The organism is Roseomonas sp. CECT 9278 (genome assembly GCF_918698155.1).
Taxonomy (GTDB): domain Bacteria; phylum Pseudomonadota; class Alphaproteobacteria; order Acetobacterales; family Acetobacteraceae; genus Neoroseomonas.
Genome location: NZ_CAKKLX010000027.1, coordinates 11755 through 30974, shown reverse-complemented (window position 1 = coordinate 30974; position 19220 = coordinate 11755). Strand labels below are relative to the sequence as shown.

Below are 19220 nucleotides of genomic sequence, written 5' to 3'. Positions count from 1 at the left end.
CCGGCGCCGCGCGACCATGATTCGCGCGGCATGAAACCGACTCATCGCTGTCGTCGCAGACCCAACGCTTGACGGGCGGAAAACCGCGCCGATAGCCTCGCCGCCACAACAGGACGGCGCCCGCCATGGCGACCGCCAAGGGGGGACGCCATGACGCATCCGCGCATTGCCCGTCGCAGCCTGCTGGCGGGTGCCGCCGCGCTGGGCGCCACGCCGGCGCTCGGCCAGGCGAAGCCCTATGCCGGACAGACCCTCAATGGCGCCGCGTTCCAGAGCACCTTCTTCGAATACCTGCGCGGCTATTTCCCGGAATTCGAGGAACGCACCGGCGCACGGGTCAACTTCAACACCCAGGCCTTCCCGGTCTACAACCAGCGCACCGACCTGGAGCTGTCCACGCGCGGCAGCGCGCTGGATGTGGTGAACGTCACCTTCATCTACTCGGGGCGCTGGATCGGCGCGGGGTGGCTGACCAACCTCAGTGACTTCGTGGCCGACCGCAACCGCACGCCGGCCGACTGGGATGCGGCGGATTTCGTCTCCGGCGCGCAATCGGCGATGACCAACGCGCAGGGCCAGACCTTCGGCTTCGCCTGGGAAGCCGGCGCGATGCTGCTGGCGGCGAGCCGCGCCGACATCCTCGACCGTGCGAACCAGCCGATGCCCACCACCTTCGACGCGCTGCTGGCGGCCTGCGACGCCGTGCAGGGGCGCGAGAGCATGACCGCCTTCGTCGCCGACCGGCTGCACCACTGGAACTGGATCCCGTATTTGATGGGCATGGGCGGCCAGGTCTTCCGCGATCCGCCCGGGAACCTGACGCCGATGCTCGGCACGCCCGAGGCGATCCGCGCCGCGCAATGGTATGCCGACCTGCTGTCGAAATTCGCGCCCTCGGGCGGGTTGTCCTTCTCCGACGACCAGGCGATGCGCGCGCAGATGTCGGGGCGGTCGATGTTCCGCACCCAGGCGATCACCTGGCTGGTGCCGCTCGCCAAGCACGAGGAAAGCACGGTGAAGTCGACCGTGCGCTACGCGCTGATGCCGGCGGGGCCGCAGGGCAACTACCCGGGGTCGAACAGCCACGGCCTGGGCATTCCGGCGGGGTCGCGCCGCAAGGAACTCGCCTGGGAGTTCATCCAATGGGCGCTGTCGAAGGACATGCTGAACCGCATCGTCCGAACCCATGGCTATCCGAGCGTGTGCCGGCGGTCGGTCATCACGGGCGAGGCCTTCAAGACCGCGCTGACGCTGAACGGGCAGGACGTGGCGTCGCTGTATCTCCAGGTGCTCGAACTCGGTGGGCGCAGCGGCTACATGAAGTACCGCACCGTGCCGGTCTTCCCGCAGGTGGGGGACACCATCAACCGCGGCATCGACCGGATCGCCACGCGCCAGCAGGGCGCGGAGGCGGCAATGCGCCAGACCCAGCAGGATGCGGTGCAGGTGCTCACGCGCGCGGGCGTGCGGCTGGACGGCGGCTGAGGGCGTGACGGCGGCATCCGTTCGGCGCCACGGCGTCGAACGCGCGCGCACGCGCTTCTTCCAGCTGTGCCTGGCGCCGTCGCTGGCGGTGCTGGCGGTCATCACGCTGGCGCCGGCGGTCTTCCTGCTGGTCAGCAGCCTGACGCCGCTCGACCTCACGCGGCCGGAGACGGTGGGGGATTTCTCGCGCCCGCTGGAGAATTTCCGGCTGATGCTGGCGGATGGTCGGCTCGGCAATTCGGTCTGGGTGCAGGCGAAGCTGTCCTTCTGGACGGTGCTGCTGCAATTGCTGATCGGCTTCGGCCTGGCGCTGCTGCTCAACAGCCGCGACCGCATGATCGAGGCGCTGCGCACCGTCTTCCTGATCCCGATGGTGCTGCCGCCGATCGTCGTCGCGATCATCTGGAAGGTGATCTACACGCCGGACATCAGCCCGATGCATTGGGGGCTTTCGGTGCTGGGGGTGACGATCCCGTCGCTCATCACCGATCCCGACTGGGCGCTGACCGCCATCATCATCGCCGATACCTGGCAGTGGTTCCCCTTCACCATGCTGATGACGCTGGCGGCGTTGCAGATGATGCCGCAGGAGCTGATCGACGCGGCCAAGGTGGATGGCGCTTCCGCCTGGCAGATGACCTGGCACGTCACGCTGCCCTTCCTGCGCGGCGTGCTGCTGGTGGCCGGGCTGTTCCGGCTGATCGACAGCATCAAGGCCTTCCCGCTGATCTTCATCCTGACCGATGGCGGACCCGGCAGCCTGACCGAGGTGACCAACTACTATTCCTTCCAGCAGGCCTTCAATTTCTCGCTGCTGGGGTATTCCAGCGCGATCACCGTCGTCTTGCTGGCGGCCAGCATCGCCTTGAGCTGGGTCATCATCCGCGCCATCGGCTGGGGGCATCGTGACTAGCGAACGCCGAATCCTGAACCTGCTCGCGCTGGCGCTCGCCTTCCTCGCGATGGCGCCCTTCCTGTGGCTGCTGCAGATGTCCTTCAAGACCAACGCGCAGGTCTTCACCTTCCCGCCGGAGCTGTTCTTCACGCCGACGCTGGAGAACTACGCGGCGCTGTGGAACACCGGCTTCCGGCAGTCCTTCCTGAATTCGCTGGTGGTGAGCACGGCGGCGACGGTGCTGCCGATGCTGCTGGGCGTGCCGGCCGCCTATGCGCTGTCGCGCTGGCAGGCGCGCGCGGCGTCCGGCATCAGCCTGTGGATCCTGGCCTCGCGCATGGCGCCGCCGATCGCCTTCACCATCCCGTACTTCCTGGCCTACCGGCATCTCGGGCTGATCGACACCTGGGCGGGGCTGGTGCTGATCTACCTGACCTTCAACCTGTCCCTGGTGATCTGGATGATGCGGCCCTTCTTCGACCAGCTGCCGCGCGCGCTGGAGGAAGCCGCCTGGATCGACGGCGCGACCACGGCGCAGGGCTTCTGGCGCATCGTGCTGCCGCTGGCCGCCCCCGGCCTCGCGGCGACCGCCATCCTGTGCTTCCTGTTCGCCTGGAACGACTTCTTCTTCGCGCTGATCCTCACGCGCACCGAGGCGATGACCGCCCCCGTCGCGGTGGTGAACTTCATGAACTACGAAGGCTGGGAGTGGGGCCGCATCGCCGCCGGCGGCACCATGGTCATGCTGCCCGTGCTGGTCTTCTCGCTGCTGGTGCGGAAGTACCTGGTGCACGGGCTGACCGGCGGCGCGGTGAAAGGATGACCATGGACCCGACTGCGAAGCGCCGGATCGGACGGACGGCGCTGGAGGCGACCGCGCTCGGCTTCGGCGGCGCGCCGCTGGGCGGCTTCCGCGCCACCATCCCCGAGGCCGAGGCGCAGGCCATCCTCGATGCCGCTTGGGAGGGCGGGGTGCGGCTGTTCGATACCTCCCCCTTCTACGGCCACGGCCGCAGCGAATTGCGCTTCGGCCATGCGCTGCGCCAGCGCCCGCGCGACCAGTACATCCTGTCCACCAAGATCGGCCGCGTGATGCATGCGGCACGCCCTGGCGAGGCACCACCGGCGGGGATGCGCCCCAACGGCCTGCCCGGCTTCCTGCCGCGCTTCGACTACACCTATGACGGCGTGATGCGGTCGCTCGAACAATCGCATCTGCGCCTGGGCCTCGACCGCATCGACGTGGTGCTGATCCACGACATCGACCTCTGGAGCGTGGGCGACCCCGACGTGCTGGAGGACCGCTTCCGCACCGCGATGGATGGCGGCTACCGCGCCCTGCACGAACTGCGCGAACAGGGCGTGATCGGCGCCATCGGCTGCGGGCTGAACGACGCCGGGATGTGCCTGCGATTCGCCCGCGCCGGCGATTTCGACTGCATGCTGCTGGCCGGCCGCTACACGCTGCTGGAACAGGGCGCGATGGCGGCATTCCTGCCCTATTGCGCCGAACGCGGCATGAGCGTGATCCTGGGCGGCCCCTTCAATTCCGGCATCCTGGCCGCCGAGGTCAAGGACAGCGCCACCTACGACTACGCCACCGCGCCGCCCGCCGTGGTGGCCAAGGCCCGGCGCATCGAGGCGGTCTGCCGCCGCCACGACACGCCGCTGCCGGCCGCGGCGCTGCAGTTCGTGCTGGCGCATCCGGTGGTCTGCTCGGTCATCCCGGGCGCGCTGGCGCGCAGCGAGATCGAGGCGAACATCGCGCATCTGCGCCGCCCGATCCCCGCCGCGCTGTGGCATGACTTGAAGGCGGAGGGCCTGCTCGATCCCGCCGCCCCCGTGCCGGGTGGCTGACCGCCATGCCGATCCGCGGTCCCGGCGTGATGCTCTCGCAGTTCATGGGCGATGCCGCGCCCTTCGACAGCCTCGATGGCGTGGTCGGCTGGCTGGCCGGCTTCGGCTACACGGGCGTGCAGATCCCGGTCCATGACCCGCGCCTGATCGACCTGCCGCGCGCCGCGCAGGACGATGGGTATTGCCGCGACTACCGGGCACGGCTGGCGGGGCTGGGTGTCGAGATCAGCGAGCTCGCCGCCCATCGCGCCGGCCAGCTCATGGCGGTGAACCCGGCCTTCGCCGAGCTGAACGAGGTCTTCGCCGCACCCGAGGCGCGCGGCGACCCGGCCGCCCGCAGCGCCTGGGCCGAGCAGCAGCTGCACCTGGCGATCGAAGCCGCCGCGCGGCTTGGCCTGACGCGGCTGTGTTCCTTCTCCGGCGCCTTCGTCTGGCCCTACATCTACCCCTGGCCGCCGGCGCCGCCCGGCCTGATCGACACCGCCTTCGGCGAGCTCGCGCGCCGCTGGCGCCCCATCCTGGACCACGCCGATCGCGCGGGCATCGACATCTGCTTCGAACTGCATCCCGGCGAGGACCTGCACGACGGCGCCACCTTCGACCGCTTCCTGGCGCTGGTGGACGGGCATCGCCGCGCGCGCATCCTGTTCGACCCGAGCCACATGCTGCTGCAGCACATGGACTACCTCGGCTTCATCCTGCGCTACGGTGGTCGCATCGGCGCCTTCCATGCCAAGGATGCGGAATTCGTGCGCAGCGACCGCAGCGGCGTCTATGGCGGCTTCCAGGATTGGCGCGACCGGCCGGCGCGGTTCCGGTCCCTGGGCGATGGGCAGGTGGATTTCCCCGGCGTCTTCGCGCGCCTCGCGCATGTCGGCTACGACGGCTGGGCCACGCTGGAATGGGAATGCTGCTACAAGCGCAAGGAGGACGGCGCCGCGGAAGGCGCCCCCTTCATCGCGCGCCACATGATCGCGATGACCGGCCAGCCCTTCGACGCGGCATTGCGCCGGCCGCTGGATGACGCGGCGGCGCGGCGCATCCTGGGCATCGGCGCATGACGGCGCCGCTGCGCCTCGGCCTGGTGGGCGGTGCCGCGCCATCCATGATCGGCCAGGTGCATCGCCGTGGCGCCACCATGGACAACGCCTTCGCGCTGGTCGCCGGCGCGCTGTCGAGCGATGCCGGGCGCGGCCGCGCCGCGGCGGCGGAATACGGCATCGCGCCCGACCGCGCCTATGCCAGCATCGAGGAGATGATCGCGCGCGAGGCGGCGCGCCCCGACGGCATCGAGGCCGTCGCCATCGTCACGCCGAATGACCTGCACCACGCGCAGGCGCTCGCCGCGATCGCCGCCGGGCTCGATGTCATGCTCGACAAGCCGATCGCCAACAGCGTGGCGCAGGCCGAGCAGATCTCCCGCGCCGCCGCGTCGCGCGGGGTAGCGGTCGGTGTCGCGCATGCCTATTCCGGCTATCCGATGATCCGCGAGGCGCGCGCGCTGGTCGCCGCCGGGCGCATCGGCGCGCTGCGGATGGTGCAGGTGGAATACTTCGGCGCCGGCCTCGCCGCGCGGGTCGAGGAGGCGCCCGACGCATCGCGCCGCTGGCGGCTCGACCCCGCGCGCAGCGGGCCGTCGCTGGTGCTGGGCGACATCGGCACCCATGCGCATCACCTGGCCTGCTTCGTCGCCGGGGAACCCTTTGCCGCGATCAGCGCGGAAGTCGGCGCGCTGATGCCCGGTCGCGTCGTGCAGGACTACGCGCAGGCGCGCTTCCGCCTGGCCGGCGGCGCGCGCGGGTCGATGGTGCTCTGCCAGGGCGCGGCGGGGGCGGAGAACCACATCCTGCTGCGCGTCTTCGGCGAGCACGGCCACATCGAATGGCGCCACGCCGCGCACAACGAGCTGCGCCTGGCGCCGCTGGATGGCTTCCCGATGATGCTCTCGCGCGGCCACCCGATGCTGTCGGCGGCCGCGACGCGCGCCACGCGCTTCCGTCGCACGGGCCATCCGGAAGGCCTGCACGAGGCCTTCGCGACGCTCTACCTCGACCTCGCGGCGCAGGCGGTGGCGCGGCGGCGCGGCGTCGCGCCGGACCCGCTGGCGCTGACGTTGCCGGGCGCGCAGGCAGGGCTCGACGGGCTGCGCTTCATCGAGGCGGCGCTGCGCTCGGCGGCGCGCGAGGGGGGCTGGGAGGCGCTGTAGCGCCGTGCGTCCCGGCGCGGGGGATCGCGCGCCTCGCCGCGCGGCAATGCCCTTCGCCACGCGGTTTCGCGACCCTCCCCGCCCGGCCAGGGGATCGGGCGCCGCGCTACGCCAGCAGGCGCATCAAGGGCAGCAGCGACGGCGCCTCATCGAGCGACCACAGCGCCGCGACGAGCGCGTCGCTGCGCTCCTCCAGGCCACCCAGCGCGGCATTGCTGCGGAACTTCGCCGCCAGCTCCGCATCGCTCAGCGGCACCTCCAGGCTGCCGCGCGGCGCGATCACCGTGCGCAGCTGCTCGGACCCATCGGCCAGGCGCAGCGTCACGCGCGCGGCGCCGCGCGGCAGGCTGGCGTCGAGCTGCGCCACGACCCGGCCGCGGAACCGCGCGAGCGCCGCATCATCCACCGCCGGCATCTCGAACTCCGCCACGCCGGCACGGCCCAGCGTCAGCGCGATAGCCGCGGCATGATGGATGCTCACGCGCGCATCGCGTTCGTTGCGCACCACGCGGTCGCCGCGCGCCAGCAGCAACGCGTCGCCGGCGACGGTCACGCCCTCGATTCTCGCGGCATCGCCGCCGATCGCCTCGCGCAACTCCAGGCAGGCGTCGATCACCGCATGGAACACGATGCCGGCGGGATAGGGCTTGTAGGTGTTGCGCGCGGCTTCCCAGCGGGTGCCGAGCTCGCCGGCCATCGCGCCCACATCCGGCACGTCGCCCATCGCACGAGCCCAGCCCAGCGGGCCCTCGATGGCGGTCGGCGCGGCCTCGTAGCCGGCCTCCGCGAACAGCGCGGCCAGCATCCCGTTGCGCGCGGCATTGCCGACCGCCACGTTCTTCGCCGCGGTCGGCAGGTTCTCCACCAGGCCGGATGACTGGCTGGCCGCGATGCCGAGCGCCTGCGCGGTCTGCGCCGCGGTCAGCCCGAGCAGCCTGGCGCAGCCCGCCGCCGCGCCGAACACGCCGGCACTCGCGGTGATGTGCCAACCCCGCGCGTAATGCCCGGGCGAGACGCCGAGCCCGACGCGGCACGCGACCTCGATGCCCAGCAGCACCGCATGCAGCGCCGCCGCGCCGGACAGCCCGCGCTGTTCCGCCAGCGCCAGCACCGGCGGCGCCACCGGCGCGGCCGGATGGATCACGGTGGCGAGGTGCGTGTCGTCGTAGTCCAGCAGGTTCGACGCGATGGCATTGACGAAGCTCGCCGCCATCGGATCGAGCCGCAGCCCCTGCGCCACCACGGTGGCCGTGGCCGCGCCCGAGAACGGCCGCATCACCGCGAGCGCCGTTCGCACCGCCGGGTCGCGCGCCACGCCGATCGCGCAGCCCAGGTGGTTGAGCAATGCGCGGCGTGCGTTATGGCGCAGCGTGGCCGGCAGGTCCGCCCAGCGCGACGCCGCGACGAAATCGGCCAGCGCCGCGCAGACGGTCGGTGCGGTCATCGTGGTCACTGGCGCGCCGGGCCGGCCGCGGTGTCGCCGGCGAACAGCGCGCGGCGGCGCAGGGGTGTCGTGTGTGGCATGCTGCGTCCTCGCGCCCGGTCGAAGCCGGCGGCTCCCGTTATCGATATCATGCCTGCCGGGCGCCATCGCGCAAGCGTGCTGGCGGGGTGGGCTGTACTTGCCCTGGCGGCATTGCCTGCATAGGTTACCGATCCCACGAAGCCGCACAGGGGCGAGGCATGGGCTGCAACAGCCTGGCGGGACGCAGCGCGCTGGTCACCGGTTCGACCGGCGGCATCGGCCTTGCCATCGCCGAAGGCCTGGCCGCGGCCGGTTGCGCGGTCGCCCTGCATGGCCTGCTGCCGGCCGCCGAGGGCGACGCGCTGGCCGGGAAACTCACCGCGCGGCACGGCACCGCCGTGACCTACCGCCACGCCGACCTCGCCTCCTGCGGTGGCGTCGAGGCGCTGCTGGACGCGACCGGCGCCCCCGACATCCTGGTGAACAATGCCGTCACCCGGCACCTCAAGCCGATCGAGGCCTTCACCGCCGCCGAGTGGGAGATGGACTTGGCGGTCAATCTCTCCGCGCCCTTCCACGCCACCCGCCTGGCGCTGCCGGCGATGCGCGCGCGCGGCTGGGGGCGCATCGTCAACATCTCCTCGGTCTATGGCCTGTTCGCGACCGGCGGGCGGGCCGGCTACGTCACGACCAAGACCGCGCTGATCGGCCTCACGCGCGCGGTCGCGATGGAGACGCTGCAGGACGGCATCACCTGCAACGCGATCTGCCCCGGCTCGACGCCCACGCCGGCGATCGAATCGCGCATCGCCGCCGGCATGGCCGCGCGCGGCGAGACCGACCGCGACGCGGCCACGCGCGACTTCCTCGCCGGCAAGCAGCCGACGCGCCGCTTCATCCGGCCCGAGGCCGTCGCCGCCATGGTCGCCTTCCTGTGCAGCCCGGCCGGCGACGACATCACCGGCGCCACCCTGCCGATGGACGGGGGGTGGTCCGCCAGCTGAACCGCACCGACCCAGGGAGGAAAACGACATGAAACGACGGGACATCCTGGCGGTCACGGCCGCGACGCTCGCGCTGCCGGGGCTCGCGATGGCGCAGGCCTGGCCGGCGCGACCGATCCGCATGGTGATCCCCTGGCCGCCGGGCGGCACCACCGACATCCTGGCGCGGATCATCCAGCCGCCGCTGTCGGCCGCGCTGGGCCAGAGCGTGGTGATCGAGAACCGCGGCGGCGCCTCCGGCGCGATCGGCACCGCCGAGCTGCTGCGCTCGGCGCCGGATGGCCACAACATCGGCATCGTCACCAGCACGCTGGTCTCGGCCGCGCTGCTGACGCGCCAGTCCTATCACCCGGTCAACGACGTCACGCCGATCCTGCACCTGGCGGATGTGGCGAATATCCTGGCGGTGCATCCGAGCCTGCCGGTCCACAGCGTGCGCGAGCTGATCGACTATGGCCGCGCCAATCCGGGCAAGCTGTCCTTCGGGTCGCCCGGCATCGGATCGGCAGTGCCTATCTCGGGCGAGATGTTCAAGCTGATGACCGGCATCGACATGGTGCACGTGCCCTATCGCGGCGGCGGGCCGGCCATCGCGGCGCTGGTGGCGGGCGAGATCCAGCTGATGTTCGGCAACGGCAGCTCGACCCTGCCGCATGTGCGCTCGGGCGCGTTGCGGGCGCTCGGCGTCACCTCGGCCCGGCGCCAGCCTTACCTGCCCGACGTGCCCTCGATCGCCGAGGCCGCGCTGCCCGGCTTCGACATCGTGGAGTGGTACGCGGTGATCGGCCCGGCCGGCATGCCCGCGCCGGTGGTGGACCGGCTGAACCGCGAGTTCATGGCCATCGTGGGCACGCCGGAGGGGCGCGCACGGCTGCTCGACCTCGGCTCGCTGGTCGTCGGCGGCACGCCGGCCGAGATGGGCGCGCTGCTGCGCCGCGACATGGATACGATCGGCCGCGTGGTGCGCGAGGCGCGGATCGCGGTCGAATGATCGCTGCCCGCCGTGGCGGTCGGGGCGGCGCGCGCCCTATGAAGGGGGCGGCGCGACAGGAGACCGATTCGACCCATGGATGACGGCAGGCCGCCGGGCCAGGCGGCCGGCGAGGACGGGCGGAAGCGCCGCGCCAGGCCCGGCGAGGGCGCGATCCGCATGCGCGACGTGGCCGAGCGCGCCGGCGTCTCGGCCATGACCGTGTCGCGCGCGCTGAACACGCCCGACCGCGTCTCGCCGGCGATCCGCCGGCGTGTCGAGGAAGCGGTCGGCGCCATCGGCTACGTGCCGAACCGGCTGGCCGGGAGCCTGTCCTCCAGCCGATCCAATGTCGCGGGGCTGGTGGTGCCGAGCATCCGCAACACGCTGTTCTCCGACACCATCCAGGGCATCTCCGACGTGCTGCACGGGCACGGGTACCACCTGATGGTCGCCGACAGCGCCTATAGCCCGCAGGAGGAGGAGGCGCTGGTCACCGCCTTCCTGGCGCAGCGCGTGGCGGGGCTGGTGCTGCACAACACCACCCATACCCCGGCGCTGCGCGCGCTGATCCGGCGGTCCGGCGTGCCGGTGGTCGAGAACGGCACGCTGGCCGACGATCCGCTCGACATGGTGGTGAGCTATTCGAACGTGGATGCGGCGCGGGCCATGACGCTGCACCTGGTGCGGCTGGGCTATCGGCGCATCGCGCTGGTCACGCTGCCGCTGGCGAACAACGAACGCTCGCTGGAACGCCGCCGCGGCCATGCCGCCGCGCTGGCCGAGGCCGGCCTGCCCGCCGACCCGCGCATCATGCTGGAGATGCCGCCGGGCCTGCCCTCGGGCTGCGAGGCGATCATGCGCCTGCTCGAGATCACGCCGGCGGTCGATGCGGTGTTCTTCGCCGGCGACGTGCTGGCGGTGGGGGCGCTGCTGGAATGCCAGCGCCGCGGCGTGGCGGTGCCCGGGCGCATCGCTATCGCGAGCTTCGACGATGTCGACCTGCTGCGGCATCTCAACCCGGGCATCACCACGGTGCGGCTGCCGCGGCGCGAGGTCGGGCGGCGCAGCGCGGAGATCCTGCTCGACCGCATCGCCGGCCGTTCGCAGGAGCGCGTGCGCGTCGACCTGGGCTTCGAGATCATCCAGCGCGCGAGCACCTGACAGCCGGTTCGGGACTGCGCCTTCAGCCGCACACGCGCGGCCGGCACGGGCCTGCTCACCAACCGGCCACCCATCGAGGACAGGCTCGTGGGGGGAGCGGTCCGGTGCCGGGCCGGCGCGCCGCAACGCCCGGTCGCCAGGCGCATCCGCGCCCGATCGGATGATTCCATCCGGCCGGCATCTGCTTTAGCGTCGGTCTCGATGACCCGATCGGCCACCCCCTGGATCGGCCTGTTCGACCTGTTCCGGATCGGTGTCGGTCCCTCCAGCTCCCATACGGTCGGGCCGATGGTCGCGGCCGCGGCCTTCGTCGCCGGGCTCGACCCCGCGGCGCCGATCGATGGCCTGCGCGCCGAGCTGTTCGGCTCGCTGGCGCTCACCGGCAAGGGCCATGCGACGGATGCGGCCATCATCCTGGGCCTGGCCGGGGCACGGCCGGACACGCTGGACCCGGACGACGCGGCGGCGCTGGTGCAGCAGGTGCGGGCGCAGCGGCGCCTGGCGCTGCCGGATGGGCGGCGCATCGGCTTCGACCCGCAGGCCGACATCGTGTTCCATCGGCGCGACTCGCTGCCGCTGCACACCAACGGGATGCGCCTGTCGGCCCTGGCCGGGAGCGGGCCGGGCGTGGTGCGGACCTACTATTCGGTGGGTGGGGGCTTCGTGGTGGATGGCGGCGGCGCGCCGCTCGCGACCGATGCGCCGGTGGCCGGCGCCGTGCCGCATCCCTTCCACGACACCGCGGAATTGCTGCGCCAGGCCGCCGCCGCCGGGCTGACCATCGCCGGCCTGATGCGCGCCAACGAGGTGAGCCAGCGCGGCGCGGCCGAGGTCTCGGCCGGCATCGCCCGCATCCGCGCCGCGATGGCCGCCTGCATCGCCCGCGGCCTGCGCACCGAGGGCGAATTGCCCGGCGGCCTGCGCGTGCGCCGCCGCGCCCCGGACCTGGTGCGCCGGCTGGAGGCGCGCGCGCGCCGCAACGAAGCCGACCCGCTCGGCGCCATGGACTGGGTGAACCTGTGGGCGCTTGCGGTGAACGAGGAGAACGCCGCGGGCGGGCGCGTGGTCACCGCGCCGACCAATGGCGCCGCCGGCATCATTCCCGCCGTGCTGCGCTACCACGACCATTTCGTGCCGGGGGCGGACACGGCGGGGGCGGAGACCTTCCTGCTGGCGGCCGCGGCGATCGGCGCCATCATCAAGCGCAACGCCTCGATCTCGGGGGCCGAGGTCGGCTGCCAGGGCGAGGTCGGGTCGGCCTGCGCCATGGCCGCGGCGGGGCTGGCGGCGGCACTCGGCGGAACCAACGCGCAGGTCGAGAACGCCGCCGAGATCGGGCTCGAACACAATCTGGGGCTGACCTGCGACCCGGTGGCGGGGCTGGTGCAGGTGCCCTGCATCGAACGCAACGCGATCGGCGCGGTGAAGGCGATCAACGCGGCGCGGCTGGCGCTGCATGGCGACGGCACGCACCTGGTCAGCCTGGACCAGGTGATTGCCACCATGCGCCAGACCGGCCTCGACATGTCCGACAAGTACAAGGAGACGTCGCTGGGCGGGCTGGCGGTGAACGTCGTGCAGTGCTGATGCGGGTGGCCGCCCGCACCCCCCGCGGGGCTTCCCTCCCGCCTCACCCCCGGCCTAAACGCCTTGTGCCGCGCGCCGGAGGGCGCATCTATGCGTCAAGAGCTGAGGAATGCCTGACATGGAAGTGCTGTTCGACCCCGCCCGCCAGGCCGGCCCCGGTGCTGCCGCCGACGGCATCATCAAGGATGGCGACCAGAAGACCTTCATGCCGGACGTGATCGAGGCGTCCCGCGAGGTTCCGGTGCTGGTCGATTTCTGGGCGACCTGGTGCGGCCCCTGCAAGACGCTGACCCCGGCGATCGAGAAGGTGGTCAAGGCCGCGGGCGGGCGTGTCCGCCTGGTCAAGATCGACATCGACAAGAACCGCCAGCTGGTCCAGCAGCTGACCCAGATGGGCCTGCCGCTGCAGTCGGTGCCCACCGTGGTCGCCTTCTGGCAGGGCCAGATCCTGGACCTGTTCCAGGGCGCGCTGCCCGAGAGCGAGGTGAAGCGCTTCGTCGAGGGCCTGCTCAAGGCCGCCGGCGGCCAGATGCCGGGCGCCGACCTGATGGCCGAGGCCGAGGCCGCCGTCGCCGCCGGCGACCACGCCGCCGCGCTCGAGCTGTTCGGCGCGGTGTCGCAGCAGGAGCCCGAGAACGCCAAGGCGCTGGCCGGCGTGGCCCGCGCGCTGCTGGCGCTGGGCGAGGAGGACCAGGCGCTGGCCGTGCTCGACAGCGCGCCCGCCAAGATCAAGGAGGCCGCCGAGGTCACCGCCGCGCGCAGCGCCATCGAGCTGGAGGTCGAGGGCCGCCGCGCCCGGTCGATGCTGGCCGAGTTCGAGACCCGCCTGGCCGCCGACCCCGACGACCACGCCGCGCGCATCGACCTCGCGATCGCGCTCAATGCCGCCGACAACCGCGAGGCCGCGGTCGATGCGCTGATCGAGGCGATCCGCCGCGACCGCGCCTGGAACGAGGAAGCCGCGCGCAAGCAGCTGCTGAAGTTCTTCGAGGCCTGGGGCTTCGACGACCCGGCCAGCAAGGCGGGCCGGCGCAAGCTCGCCGGCCTGTTGTTCCGCTGAAGGGGCGCCAGGCGCCGATGCTCCCCTTCCATCCACGCCTGGCCGACCTGCCGCGGGAGATCGCGGTCTTCCCGCTCTCGGGCGCGCTGCTGCTGCCGCAGGGGCGGCTGCCGCTGAACATCTTCGAACCGCGCTACCTCGCGATGATCATCGACAGCCTGGCCAATGGCCGGATGTTCGGCATGGCGCAGCCCGATCCGCGGGCGCCGAAGGGGCCCGGCGGGTCGGTGCTGTACCGCATCGGCTGCCTGGGTCGGCTGTCATCCTTCAGCGAGACGGATGACGGGCGGCTGCTGATCACCCTGACCGGGTTGCTGCGTTTCCGCATCGCCGAGGAGATGGCGCTGGCCCCGGGCGGGTATCGCCGCGTGCGGGCCGACTATGCCGAATTCGCCGCGGACCTCGTGCTGGAGGATGCCGCGCCGGAGGTCGACCGCGCCGAACTGCTGGGCGCGCTGAAGCTGTATTTCCGGGCGCGCGGCATCGAGGCGAACTGGGAGGCCATCGAACAGACCGCCGACCACATGCTGGTCACCACCCTGTCCATGGTCTGCCCCTTCGAGCCGCCGGAGAAGCAGGCGCTGCTCGAGGCGCCGGATTGCGGCGAGCGGGCGCGGATGCTGGTCGCGCTGATGCGCATGGGGGCGGCGGCGAATGCGCCGCCTTCCGACGCCCGGCCGAGCTGATTTCCCCGCCGGGGACGGGCGCCGCGCCCGCCCCGGCCCCCACCACCCCGGCGCCCGCGCGGCCGCCGCGAAGCAGGACGAACACGATGTCCGAGACATCCCCCAACGGCGGCACGGTCGATCCCCGCCTGCTGGAGATCCTGGTCTGCCCGGTGACCAAGGGGCCGCTGCGCTATGATCGCGAGAAGGGCGAGCTGATCAGCGAGCGCGCCGGCCTGGCCTATCCGATCCGCGACGGCATCCCGATCATGCTGCCGGACGAGGCCCGCAAGCTCGACGGCTGAGCGCATGTCCGGCGCACCGACCGAGATCCGCCTGAAGCGCGCGGAGCAGTTGCTGGAGGTCGCGTTTGCCGATGGCGCGCGCTACCGGCTGCCGGCCGAATACCTGCGCGTCGAGAGCCCGAGCGCCGAGGTGCAGGGCCATGGTCCCGGCCAGAAGGTGATCGTCGCCGGGCGGCGGCATGTCGGCATCCTGCGGGTGGAGCCGGTCGGCAACTACGCGGTGCGGATCGTCTTCGACGACCTGCACGATACCGGGATCTATTCCTGGGACTACCTGCGGACGCTGGGGGCGGAGCAGGAGGCGCGGTGGTCGACGTATCTGGCGGAACTCGGCGCGCGCGGCCTGTCGCGCGAACCCCCGCGGCGGGCCTGAGGGCGCGCGATGGATGACGTGTTCCGGCGTGACGGCGGGGGTGGCGGCAGGCCCGCCGCGCGCAACGTGCTGGGCGGCGTGCTGCTGCCCTGTTCGGTGGCGCCGCTGACCGGCTTTTTCCGCGACGGCTGCTGCAATACCGGTCCGCACGACCACGGGCTGCATGTGGTCTGCGCGGAGATGACGGCCGAATTCCTCGCCTTCAGCCAGGCGGCCGGCAACGATCTCTCGACGCCGCGGCCGGATTACGGCTTCGCGGGGCTGAAGCCGGGCGACCGCTGGTGCCTGTGTGCGGCGCGCTGGGAGGAAGCGCGGCAGGCGGGTGCCGCGCCGAAGGTGTTGCTCGAAGCGACGCACGAGGCGGCGTTGCGGGTGACGACGCGCGCGCATCTGGCGGCGCACGCGATCGTCGACGGGGCGTGAGCCGGAGCAGATCGCGCTGAGGCCCCGGTCCGGGAGTGATCCGCGCGGGAGCCAGGTGCGCTCGCCGTGCATCAGGACCGCGCTTCCAGACGCTCTCCTCGCGCGCGGCGTCACCCGACCGGATCGCGCCGTCTGATCGCGCTCCGCGCTACGCCGCCGGCACCTTCGGCAGCGCCCGCGTCGGCCGTTGTGCCGCGATCCGCGTGAGCACGGTCTCGACGTCGTAGGGCTTGCCGATGAGTTCGAATTCGCCGGCGCCGCCGTGCTCGGCCAGCGCCTCCGCCGCGTAGCCCGAGGCCAGCAGCACGCCGATCGTCGGCCGCAGCCGCCGCGCCTCGCGCGCCAAATCCACGCCGGTCATCCCCCCCGGCATCACCACGTCCGAGAACAGGATGTCGGCCTGCGCGCCTTCCTTCAGCAGCGCGATCGCCGTCGGGCCATCGGGCGCCGCCAGCACCGCGAAGCCGGCATCCTGCAGCATGTCCACCGCCACGGCGCGCACCGCCGGTTCGTCCTCGACCACCAGCACCGACCAGCCGATGCCGGAATTGGCGTGGATGCGCGGCGGCGCCGCGGTGCCGCCCACGGCGTTGTCGGTGGCCGACCCCAGCGGCAAATACAGCGTGACCGTGGTGCCGCGCGCGGGTGCGGACTGGATCGCCACATGCCCGCCGATCTGGCGCACGAAGCCGAAGACCTGCGACAGGCCGAGGCCCGTCCCCTGGCCCGGGCCCTTGGTGGTGAAGAAGGGTTCGAAGGCGCGTTCGCGCACCTCGGGCGGCATGCCGGTGCCGGTGTCGCGCACCTCGATCGCCACATAGGGGCCGGGCTGTGCTTCGGTATTGCCGGCCAGCGCCTGTTCCTGCAGCCAGGCGCGGCGCGTCAGCACGCGCAGCTTGCCGCCGCGCGGCATGGCGTCGCGCGCATTGATCGCGAGGTTGAGCAGCGCCGCTTCCAACTGCGCCGCATCGGCGCTGCAGGCCGGCAGCTTCTGGTCGAGCGAAAGCTCCACCGTCACGCTTTCATCGAGCGCGCGGCGCAGCAGCGGCAGGAAGTCCCGCAGCAGCGCATTGGCATCGACATTGGTCAGCGTCAGCGGCTGCCGCCGCGCGAAGGCCAGCAGGCTGGCATTCAGCCGCGCGCCGCGATCCACCGCCGTGACGGTCGCCGCCAGCAGCCGCTTGGTGCGTTCGTCGGCGCGTGGGCCCAGGTGCCGTTCCAGCGCGCGCGCCGTGCCCAGGATGGCGGTCAGCAGATTGTTGAAGTCGTGCGCCACGCCGCCGGTCAGTCGGCCGAGGCCCTCCATGCGTTGCGCGTTGCGCAGGCTTTCCTCCGCCACCTCGCGCCGGGCGATCTCGGCGCGCAGCTCGGCAGCGTTGGATTCCAGCCGGTCCAGCGTCTGGACGGTGCTGCGGGAGCCCAGCCAGATGCGCCAGGCGGCGAACAGCAGCGCCAGCGCCAGCCCCCCGGCCAGCGCGGCGTTCGGGCCGAACTGCGTGCCCATGGTCGGCTGCACCCGCGCGAGCGGCACCGCATAGGCGACGAACACCGGCAGGTCGCCCACGCGCTGCCAGGCGACCAGCTGCGGCGCGCCGTCGCCGAAGGGATCGGCGGTGACCGGCCGTTGGTCGCCCTGCGCGATCGCCAGGCGCAGCGGGTCGCGCGCGCCGAGCACCGGCATCGGGCCGCCACCCTGGCGCAGCAGCGTCAGCCCATCCCAGCGCAGCAGCGCGAAGCGGCCCTGGCCCTGGCTCAGCCTGTCCCATTCGCCAAGGAAGGTCTCCGCCTTCAGCACGCCAAGCAGCGTGCCGTCGGGCGGGCGGCCCTCGGCGGCGCGTCCGCGCGCGATGAGCAGCCCGGCGCCCTCACCGAAGACATCGCGTGGCGCCGGGTCGAAGAGCAGGCCGCGCTGCCCCTCGCGCACCGCGCGGATGCCATCGAGGCCGGAGAGGTCCGCGAGCGGCGCCGGTTCGCCCCGCCCTGCCACCACGGCGCGCCCGTCGGGGCGCACCAGCACCAGCGCGATATCCTCCGGCTGCGCCTGTTCGAGGCGCCGCAGGTCGCCCTGCAGGGGCGTGCGCCGCGCCTGGATCTGCGCCCAGTTCAGGTTGGCCGTGAGGTCATCGAGGCGGTCGAGCGCCGCGCCGCCGGCCTGCAGCACGCGCAGCGCGTGTTCGCGCGCGATGGTGGCGGCGGTGGTGGTGTCGCGCTTCGCCGCGTCGCGCGCCTGCGCGCGGTCCTGGCTGGTCAGCAGCGCCATCAGCCCCAGGGGAATGGCGACCGCGAGCACCAGGACGATCACCGCGGAGATCGGCGCCGGCCTGCTGCGTCCTGTGCGTGGTGCCGCCGTGTCCAACCGGGCCTTGTCCTCGATCATCGCCGCGTTGCGAATCATCCTATCGCGCGTTTCGCCGCGACCCCGGGGACCACGACGGGGATGGCAGGCGCGCGGGATGGGCTGCCGTTCCGCCCCCGGCCCGGCCACGGCAGCGCGCAGGCTGCCGCATCCGGCCTGCGGCGATCAAGGCCTCGCTGCGGTTGCGCTATTCGGCGGGGGCCGGGGCCAGGCGACGCCGGCGCCGCAGCCGCCACTCCTGCGCGAGTGCCATCAGCGCGGTCAGCAGCATGAACCCCGCCGCGCCGAAGAACACCAGCCGCGGCTGCCCGCCATCGAGCAGCCAGCCGAACAGCAGCGGCCCAACCATGCCGCCGAGGTTGAACCCGGTCGAGACGATGCCGAACACCGCCCCCGCCTGGCCCGGCGGGGCGGCGGCGCGCACCAGCATGTCGCGCGATGGCATGATCATGCCCGACAGGAACCCCGCCGCCGCCATCACCGGCACCAGCACCAGGCCGGGAATGGCGCCGCTGCCCACCAGCAGCACCAGCGCGGCGGCCGAGCCGAACCCGCCGGCCGCCACCAACCCATGGTTGCGCGTGCGGTCGGCGACGATGCCGCCGAACAGCACGCCGCCGGCGGAGGCGAACAGGAAGGCGGTCAGCGCCGCATTCGCCAGGGTCAGCGACAGGCCCTGCCCATCGACCCAGGCGGCGACCGAGAAGTTCTGGATGGCGCCGTTGGACATCGCGAGGGTGACGAAGAACAGCATCATCGCCAGCACCGCTGGCGTGAGAACGGCGCGCACACCGCCGGCCTTGGCTGCTGCCTTGGCCATGGCCACGCGCGGCGCGGCCACCGGTGCGCTGCCCAGCAGCAGCGGCAGCGCCGCCAGCGGCCCGAGCAGCCCGGCCGCGATCAGCGCCGCCGACATGCCCTGCCAGGCGGCGATGCCGAGCACGAAGGCCGGCGCGATCGCCCCGCCGAGGAAGCCCGCGAAGGTATGGATGGAAAAGGCCCGCCCGACCCGTTCCTCGGCGATCGAGGACCCCAGGATGGCATAGTCCGCCGGGTGGTAGACGCTGTTGGCCAGCCCCGCCATGGCCGCCGCGGCGATCAGCCAGGCATAGGTGCCGGTCAGCCCGAGCAGGATGAAGGACAGCCCGCCCAGCATCAGCGCCGCCGCCAGCATCCGCCGCGGCCCGGCGCGGTCCACCACGAAGCCCATCGGCGCCTGGACGAAGAAGGACACGACGTTGAAGGCGGTCAGCGCGAGCCCGAGCTCCACGTAGGAGACGTCAAGGCTCTCGCGCAGCAGCGGGAACAGCGGCGGGATCACCAGGTAGTGCACGTGGCTGACGAAATGCGCCGCGCAGATCTGCATCAGCGTGCGGCGTTCGTCGGCGGTCCAGCCGGCGGCCAT

Annotated in this window: 18 protein-coding genes; 15 read left to right on the top strand and 3 right to left on the bottom strand. The window is 72.4% G+C overall.

The window, feature by feature from the left end; genetic code table 11:
* Positions 1-150 precede the first annotated feature (150 nt).
* From LQ222_RS17040 to LQ222_RS17015, 6 genes are read left to right on the top strand one after another with little or no spacing between them, the layout of a single operon-like run.
* Positions 151-1485, top strand: a complete 1335-nt coding sequence (locus tag LQ222_RS17040; protein WP_230168036.1) for an ABC transporter substrate-binding protein — start codon at positions 151-153, stop codon at positions 1483-1485.
* Positions 1486-1489: 4 nt separating this feature from the next.
* Positions 1490-2398 carry a carbohydrate ABC transporter permease gene (locus LQ222_RS17035; RefSeq protein WP_230168035.1) on the top strand — a complete coding sequence of 303 codons (909 nt, stop codon included), beginning with the start codon at positions 1490-1492 and terminating at the stop codon, positions 2396-2398.
* Positions 2391-3203, top strand: a complete 813-nt coding sequence (locus tag LQ222_RS17030; RefSeq protein WP_230168034.1) for a carbohydrate ABC transporter permease — start codon at positions 2391-2393, stop codon at positions 3201-3203. The genes LQ222_RS17035 and LQ222_RS17030 overlap by 8 nt, the downstream gene beginning before the upstream one ends.
* Positions 3204-3205: 2 nt before the next feature.
* A complete protein-coding gene (locus LQ222_RS17025) occupies positions 3206-4237 on the top strand; it encodes an aldo/keto reductase (protein WP_230168033.1) in 1032 nt (343 codons plus the stop codon).
* Positions 4238-4242: 5 nt separating this feature from the next.
* On the top strand, positions 4243-5298 hold the full coding sequence (locus tag LQ222_RS17020; protein ID WP_230168032.1) for a sugar phosphate isomerase/epimerase: 1056 nt from the start codon (positions 4243-4245) through the stop codon (positions 5296-5298).
* Positions 5295-6443, top strand: a complete 1149-nt coding sequence (locus tag LQ222_RS17015) for a Gfo/Idh/MocA family protein (protein ID WP_230168031.1) — start codon at positions 5295-5297, stop codon at positions 6441-6443. Before LQ222_RS17020 ends, LQ222_RS17015 begins: the two co-directional genes overlap by 4 nt.
* A 106-nt stretch (positions 6444-6549) precedes the next feature.
* On the opposite strand, the gene LQ222_RS17010 is transcribed toward LQ222_RS17015, so the two are convergent.
* Entirely contained in the window at positions 6550-7887 is a 1338-nt protein-coding gene (locus tag LQ222_RS17010) for an MmgE/PrpD family protein (protein WP_230168030.1), read from the bottom strand.
* A 239-nt stretch (positions 7888-8126) separates the two neighbouring features.
* Between LQ222_RS17010 and LQ222_RS17005 the strand changes: the two genes are divergently transcribed.
* From LQ222_RS17005 to LQ222_RS16965, 9 genes are all read left to right on the top strand, one after another.
* Complete coding sequence (locus LQ222_RS17005) at positions 8127-8912, top strand: SDR family oxidoreductase (protein WP_230168029.1); 786 nt, start codon at positions 8127-8129, stop codon at positions 8910-8912.
* 28 nt (positions 8913-8940) lie between these two features.
* On the top strand, positions 8941-9903 hold the full coding sequence (locus tag LQ222_RS17000; RefSeq protein WP_230168028.1) for a tripartite tricarboxylate transporter substrate binding protein: 963 nt from the start codon (positions 8941-8943) through the stop codon (positions 9901-9903).
* 75 nt (positions 9904-9978) lie between these two features.
* The gene (locus tag LQ222_RS16995; RefSeq protein ID WP_230168027.1) at positions 9979-11046 is read left to right on the top strand and encodes a LacI family DNA-binding transcriptional regulator; all 1068 of its coding nucleotides are present in this window, start codon (positions 9979-9981) and stop codon (positions 11044-11046) included.
* A 201-nt stretch (positions 11047-11247) separates the two neighbouring features.
* A complete protein-coding gene (locus LQ222_RS16990) occupies positions 11248-12633 on the top strand; it encodes an L-serine ammonia-lyase (RefSeq protein ID WP_230168026.1) in 1386 nt (461 codons plus the stop codon).
* A gap of 118 nt (positions 12634-12751) precedes the next feature.
* Positions 12752-13693 (top strand): tetratricopeptide repeat protein, encoded by a 942-nt coding sequence (locus LQ222_RS16985; protein ID WP_230168074.1) that lies wholly within the window; start codon positions 12752-12754, stop codon positions 13691-13693.
* Between the two features lie 17 nt (positions 13694-13710).
* A complete protein-coding gene (locus LQ222_RS16980; protein WP_230168025.1) occupies positions 13711-14379 on the top strand; it encodes an LON peptidase substrate-binding domain-containing protein in 669 nt (222 codons plus the stop codon).
* 86 nt (positions 14380-14465) lie between these two features.
* Entirely contained in the window at positions 14466-14663 is a 198-nt protein-coding gene (locus tag LQ222_RS16975) for a Trm112 family protein (RefSeq protein ID WP_230168024.1), read from the top strand.
* Positions 14664-14667: 4 nt separating this feature from the next.
* Entirely contained in the window at positions 14668-15036 is a 369-nt protein-coding gene (locus LQ222_RS16970; protein WP_230168023.1) for a gamma-butyrobetaine hydroxylase-like domain-containing protein, read from the top strand.
* A 9-nt stretch (positions 15037-15045) separates the two neighbouring features.
* Positions 15046-15459 (top strand): DUF2237 family protein, encoded by a 414-nt coding sequence (locus LQ222_RS16965; RefSeq protein WP_230168022.1) that lies wholly within the window; start codon positions 15046-15048, stop codon positions 15457-15459.
* Positions 15460-15607: 148 nt separating this feature from the next.
* Here LQ222_RS16965 and LQ222_RS16960 read toward each other — a convergent pair whose 3' ends face one another.
* Positions 15608-17854 carry an ATP-binding protein gene (locus LQ222_RS16960; protein WP_230168021.1) on the bottom strand — a complete coding sequence of 749 codons (2247 nt, stop codon included), beginning with the start codon at positions 17852-17854 and terminating at the stop codon, positions 15608-15610.
* A gap of 148 nt (positions 17855-18002) precedes the next feature.
* Complete coding sequence (locus tag LQ222_RS16955) at positions 18003-19220, bottom strand: MFS transporter (protein WP_230168020.1); 1218 nt, start codon at positions 19218-19220, stop codon at positions 18003-18005.

Coding starts and splice junctions, on each gene's coding strand:
- LQ222_RS16955 (WP_230168020.1), bottom strand. CDS start 19,220: ATGGCCGCCGGCTGGACCGCCGACGAACGCCGCACGCTGATGCAGATC.
- LQ222_RS16980 (WP_230168025.1), top strand. CDS start 13,711: ATGCTCCCCTTCCATCCACGCCTGGCCGACCTGCCGCGGGAGATCGCG.
- LQ222_RS16965 (WP_230168022.1), top strand. CDS start 15,046: ATGGATGACGTGTTCCGGCGTGACGGCGGGGGTGGCGGCAGGCCCGCC.
- LQ222_RS16995 (WP_230168027.1), top strand. CDS start 9,979: ATGGATGACGGCAGGCCGCCGGGCCAGGCGGCCGGCGAGGACGGGCGG.
- LQ222_RS17000 (WP_230168028.1), top strand. CDS start 8,941: ATGAAACGACGGGACATCCTGGCGGTCACGGCCGCGACGCTCGCGCTG.
- LQ222_RS16960 (WP_230168021.1), bottom strand. CDS start 17,854: ATGATTCGCAACGCGGCGATGATCGAGGACAAGGCCCGGTTGGACACG.
- LQ222_RS17025 (WP_230168033.1), top strand. CDS start 3,206: ATGGACCCGACTGCGAAGCGCCGGATCGGACGGACGGCGCTGGAGGCG.
- LQ222_RS17020 (WP_230168032.1), top strand. CDS start 4,243: ATGCCGATCCGCGGTCCCGGCGTGATGCTCTCGCAGTTCATGGGCGAT.
- LQ222_RS16990 (WP_230168026.1), top strand. CDS start 11,248: ATGACCCGATCGGCCACCCCCTGGATCGGCCTGTTCGACCTGTTCCGG.
- LQ222_RS16970 (WP_230168023.1), top strand. CDS start 14,668: ATGTCCGGCGCACCGACCGAGATCCGCCTGAAGCGCGCGGAGCAGTTG.
- LQ222_RS17040 (WP_230168036.1), top strand. CDS start 151: ATGACGCATCCGCGCATTGCCCGTCGCAGCCTGCTGGCGGGTGCCGCC.
- LQ222_RS17010 (WP_230168030.1), bottom strand. CDS start 7,887: ATGACCGCACCGACCGTCTGCGCGGCGCTGGCCGATTTCGTCGCGGCG.
- LQ222_RS17015 (WP_230168031.1), top strand. CDS start 5,295: ATGACGGCGCCGCTGCGCCTCGGCCTGGTGGGCGGTGCCGCGCCATCC.
- LQ222_RS16985 (WP_230168074.1), top strand. CDS start 12,752: ATGGAAGTGCTGTTCGACCCCGCCCGCCAGGCCGGCCCCGGTGCTGCC.
- LQ222_RS16975 (WP_230168024.1), top strand. CDS start 14,466: ATGTCCGAGACATCCCCCAACGGCGGCACGGTCGATCCCCGCCTGCTG.
- LQ222_RS17005 (WP_230168029.1), top strand. CDS start 8,127: ATGGGCTGCAACAGCCTGGCGGGACGCAGCGCGCTGGTCACCGGTTCG.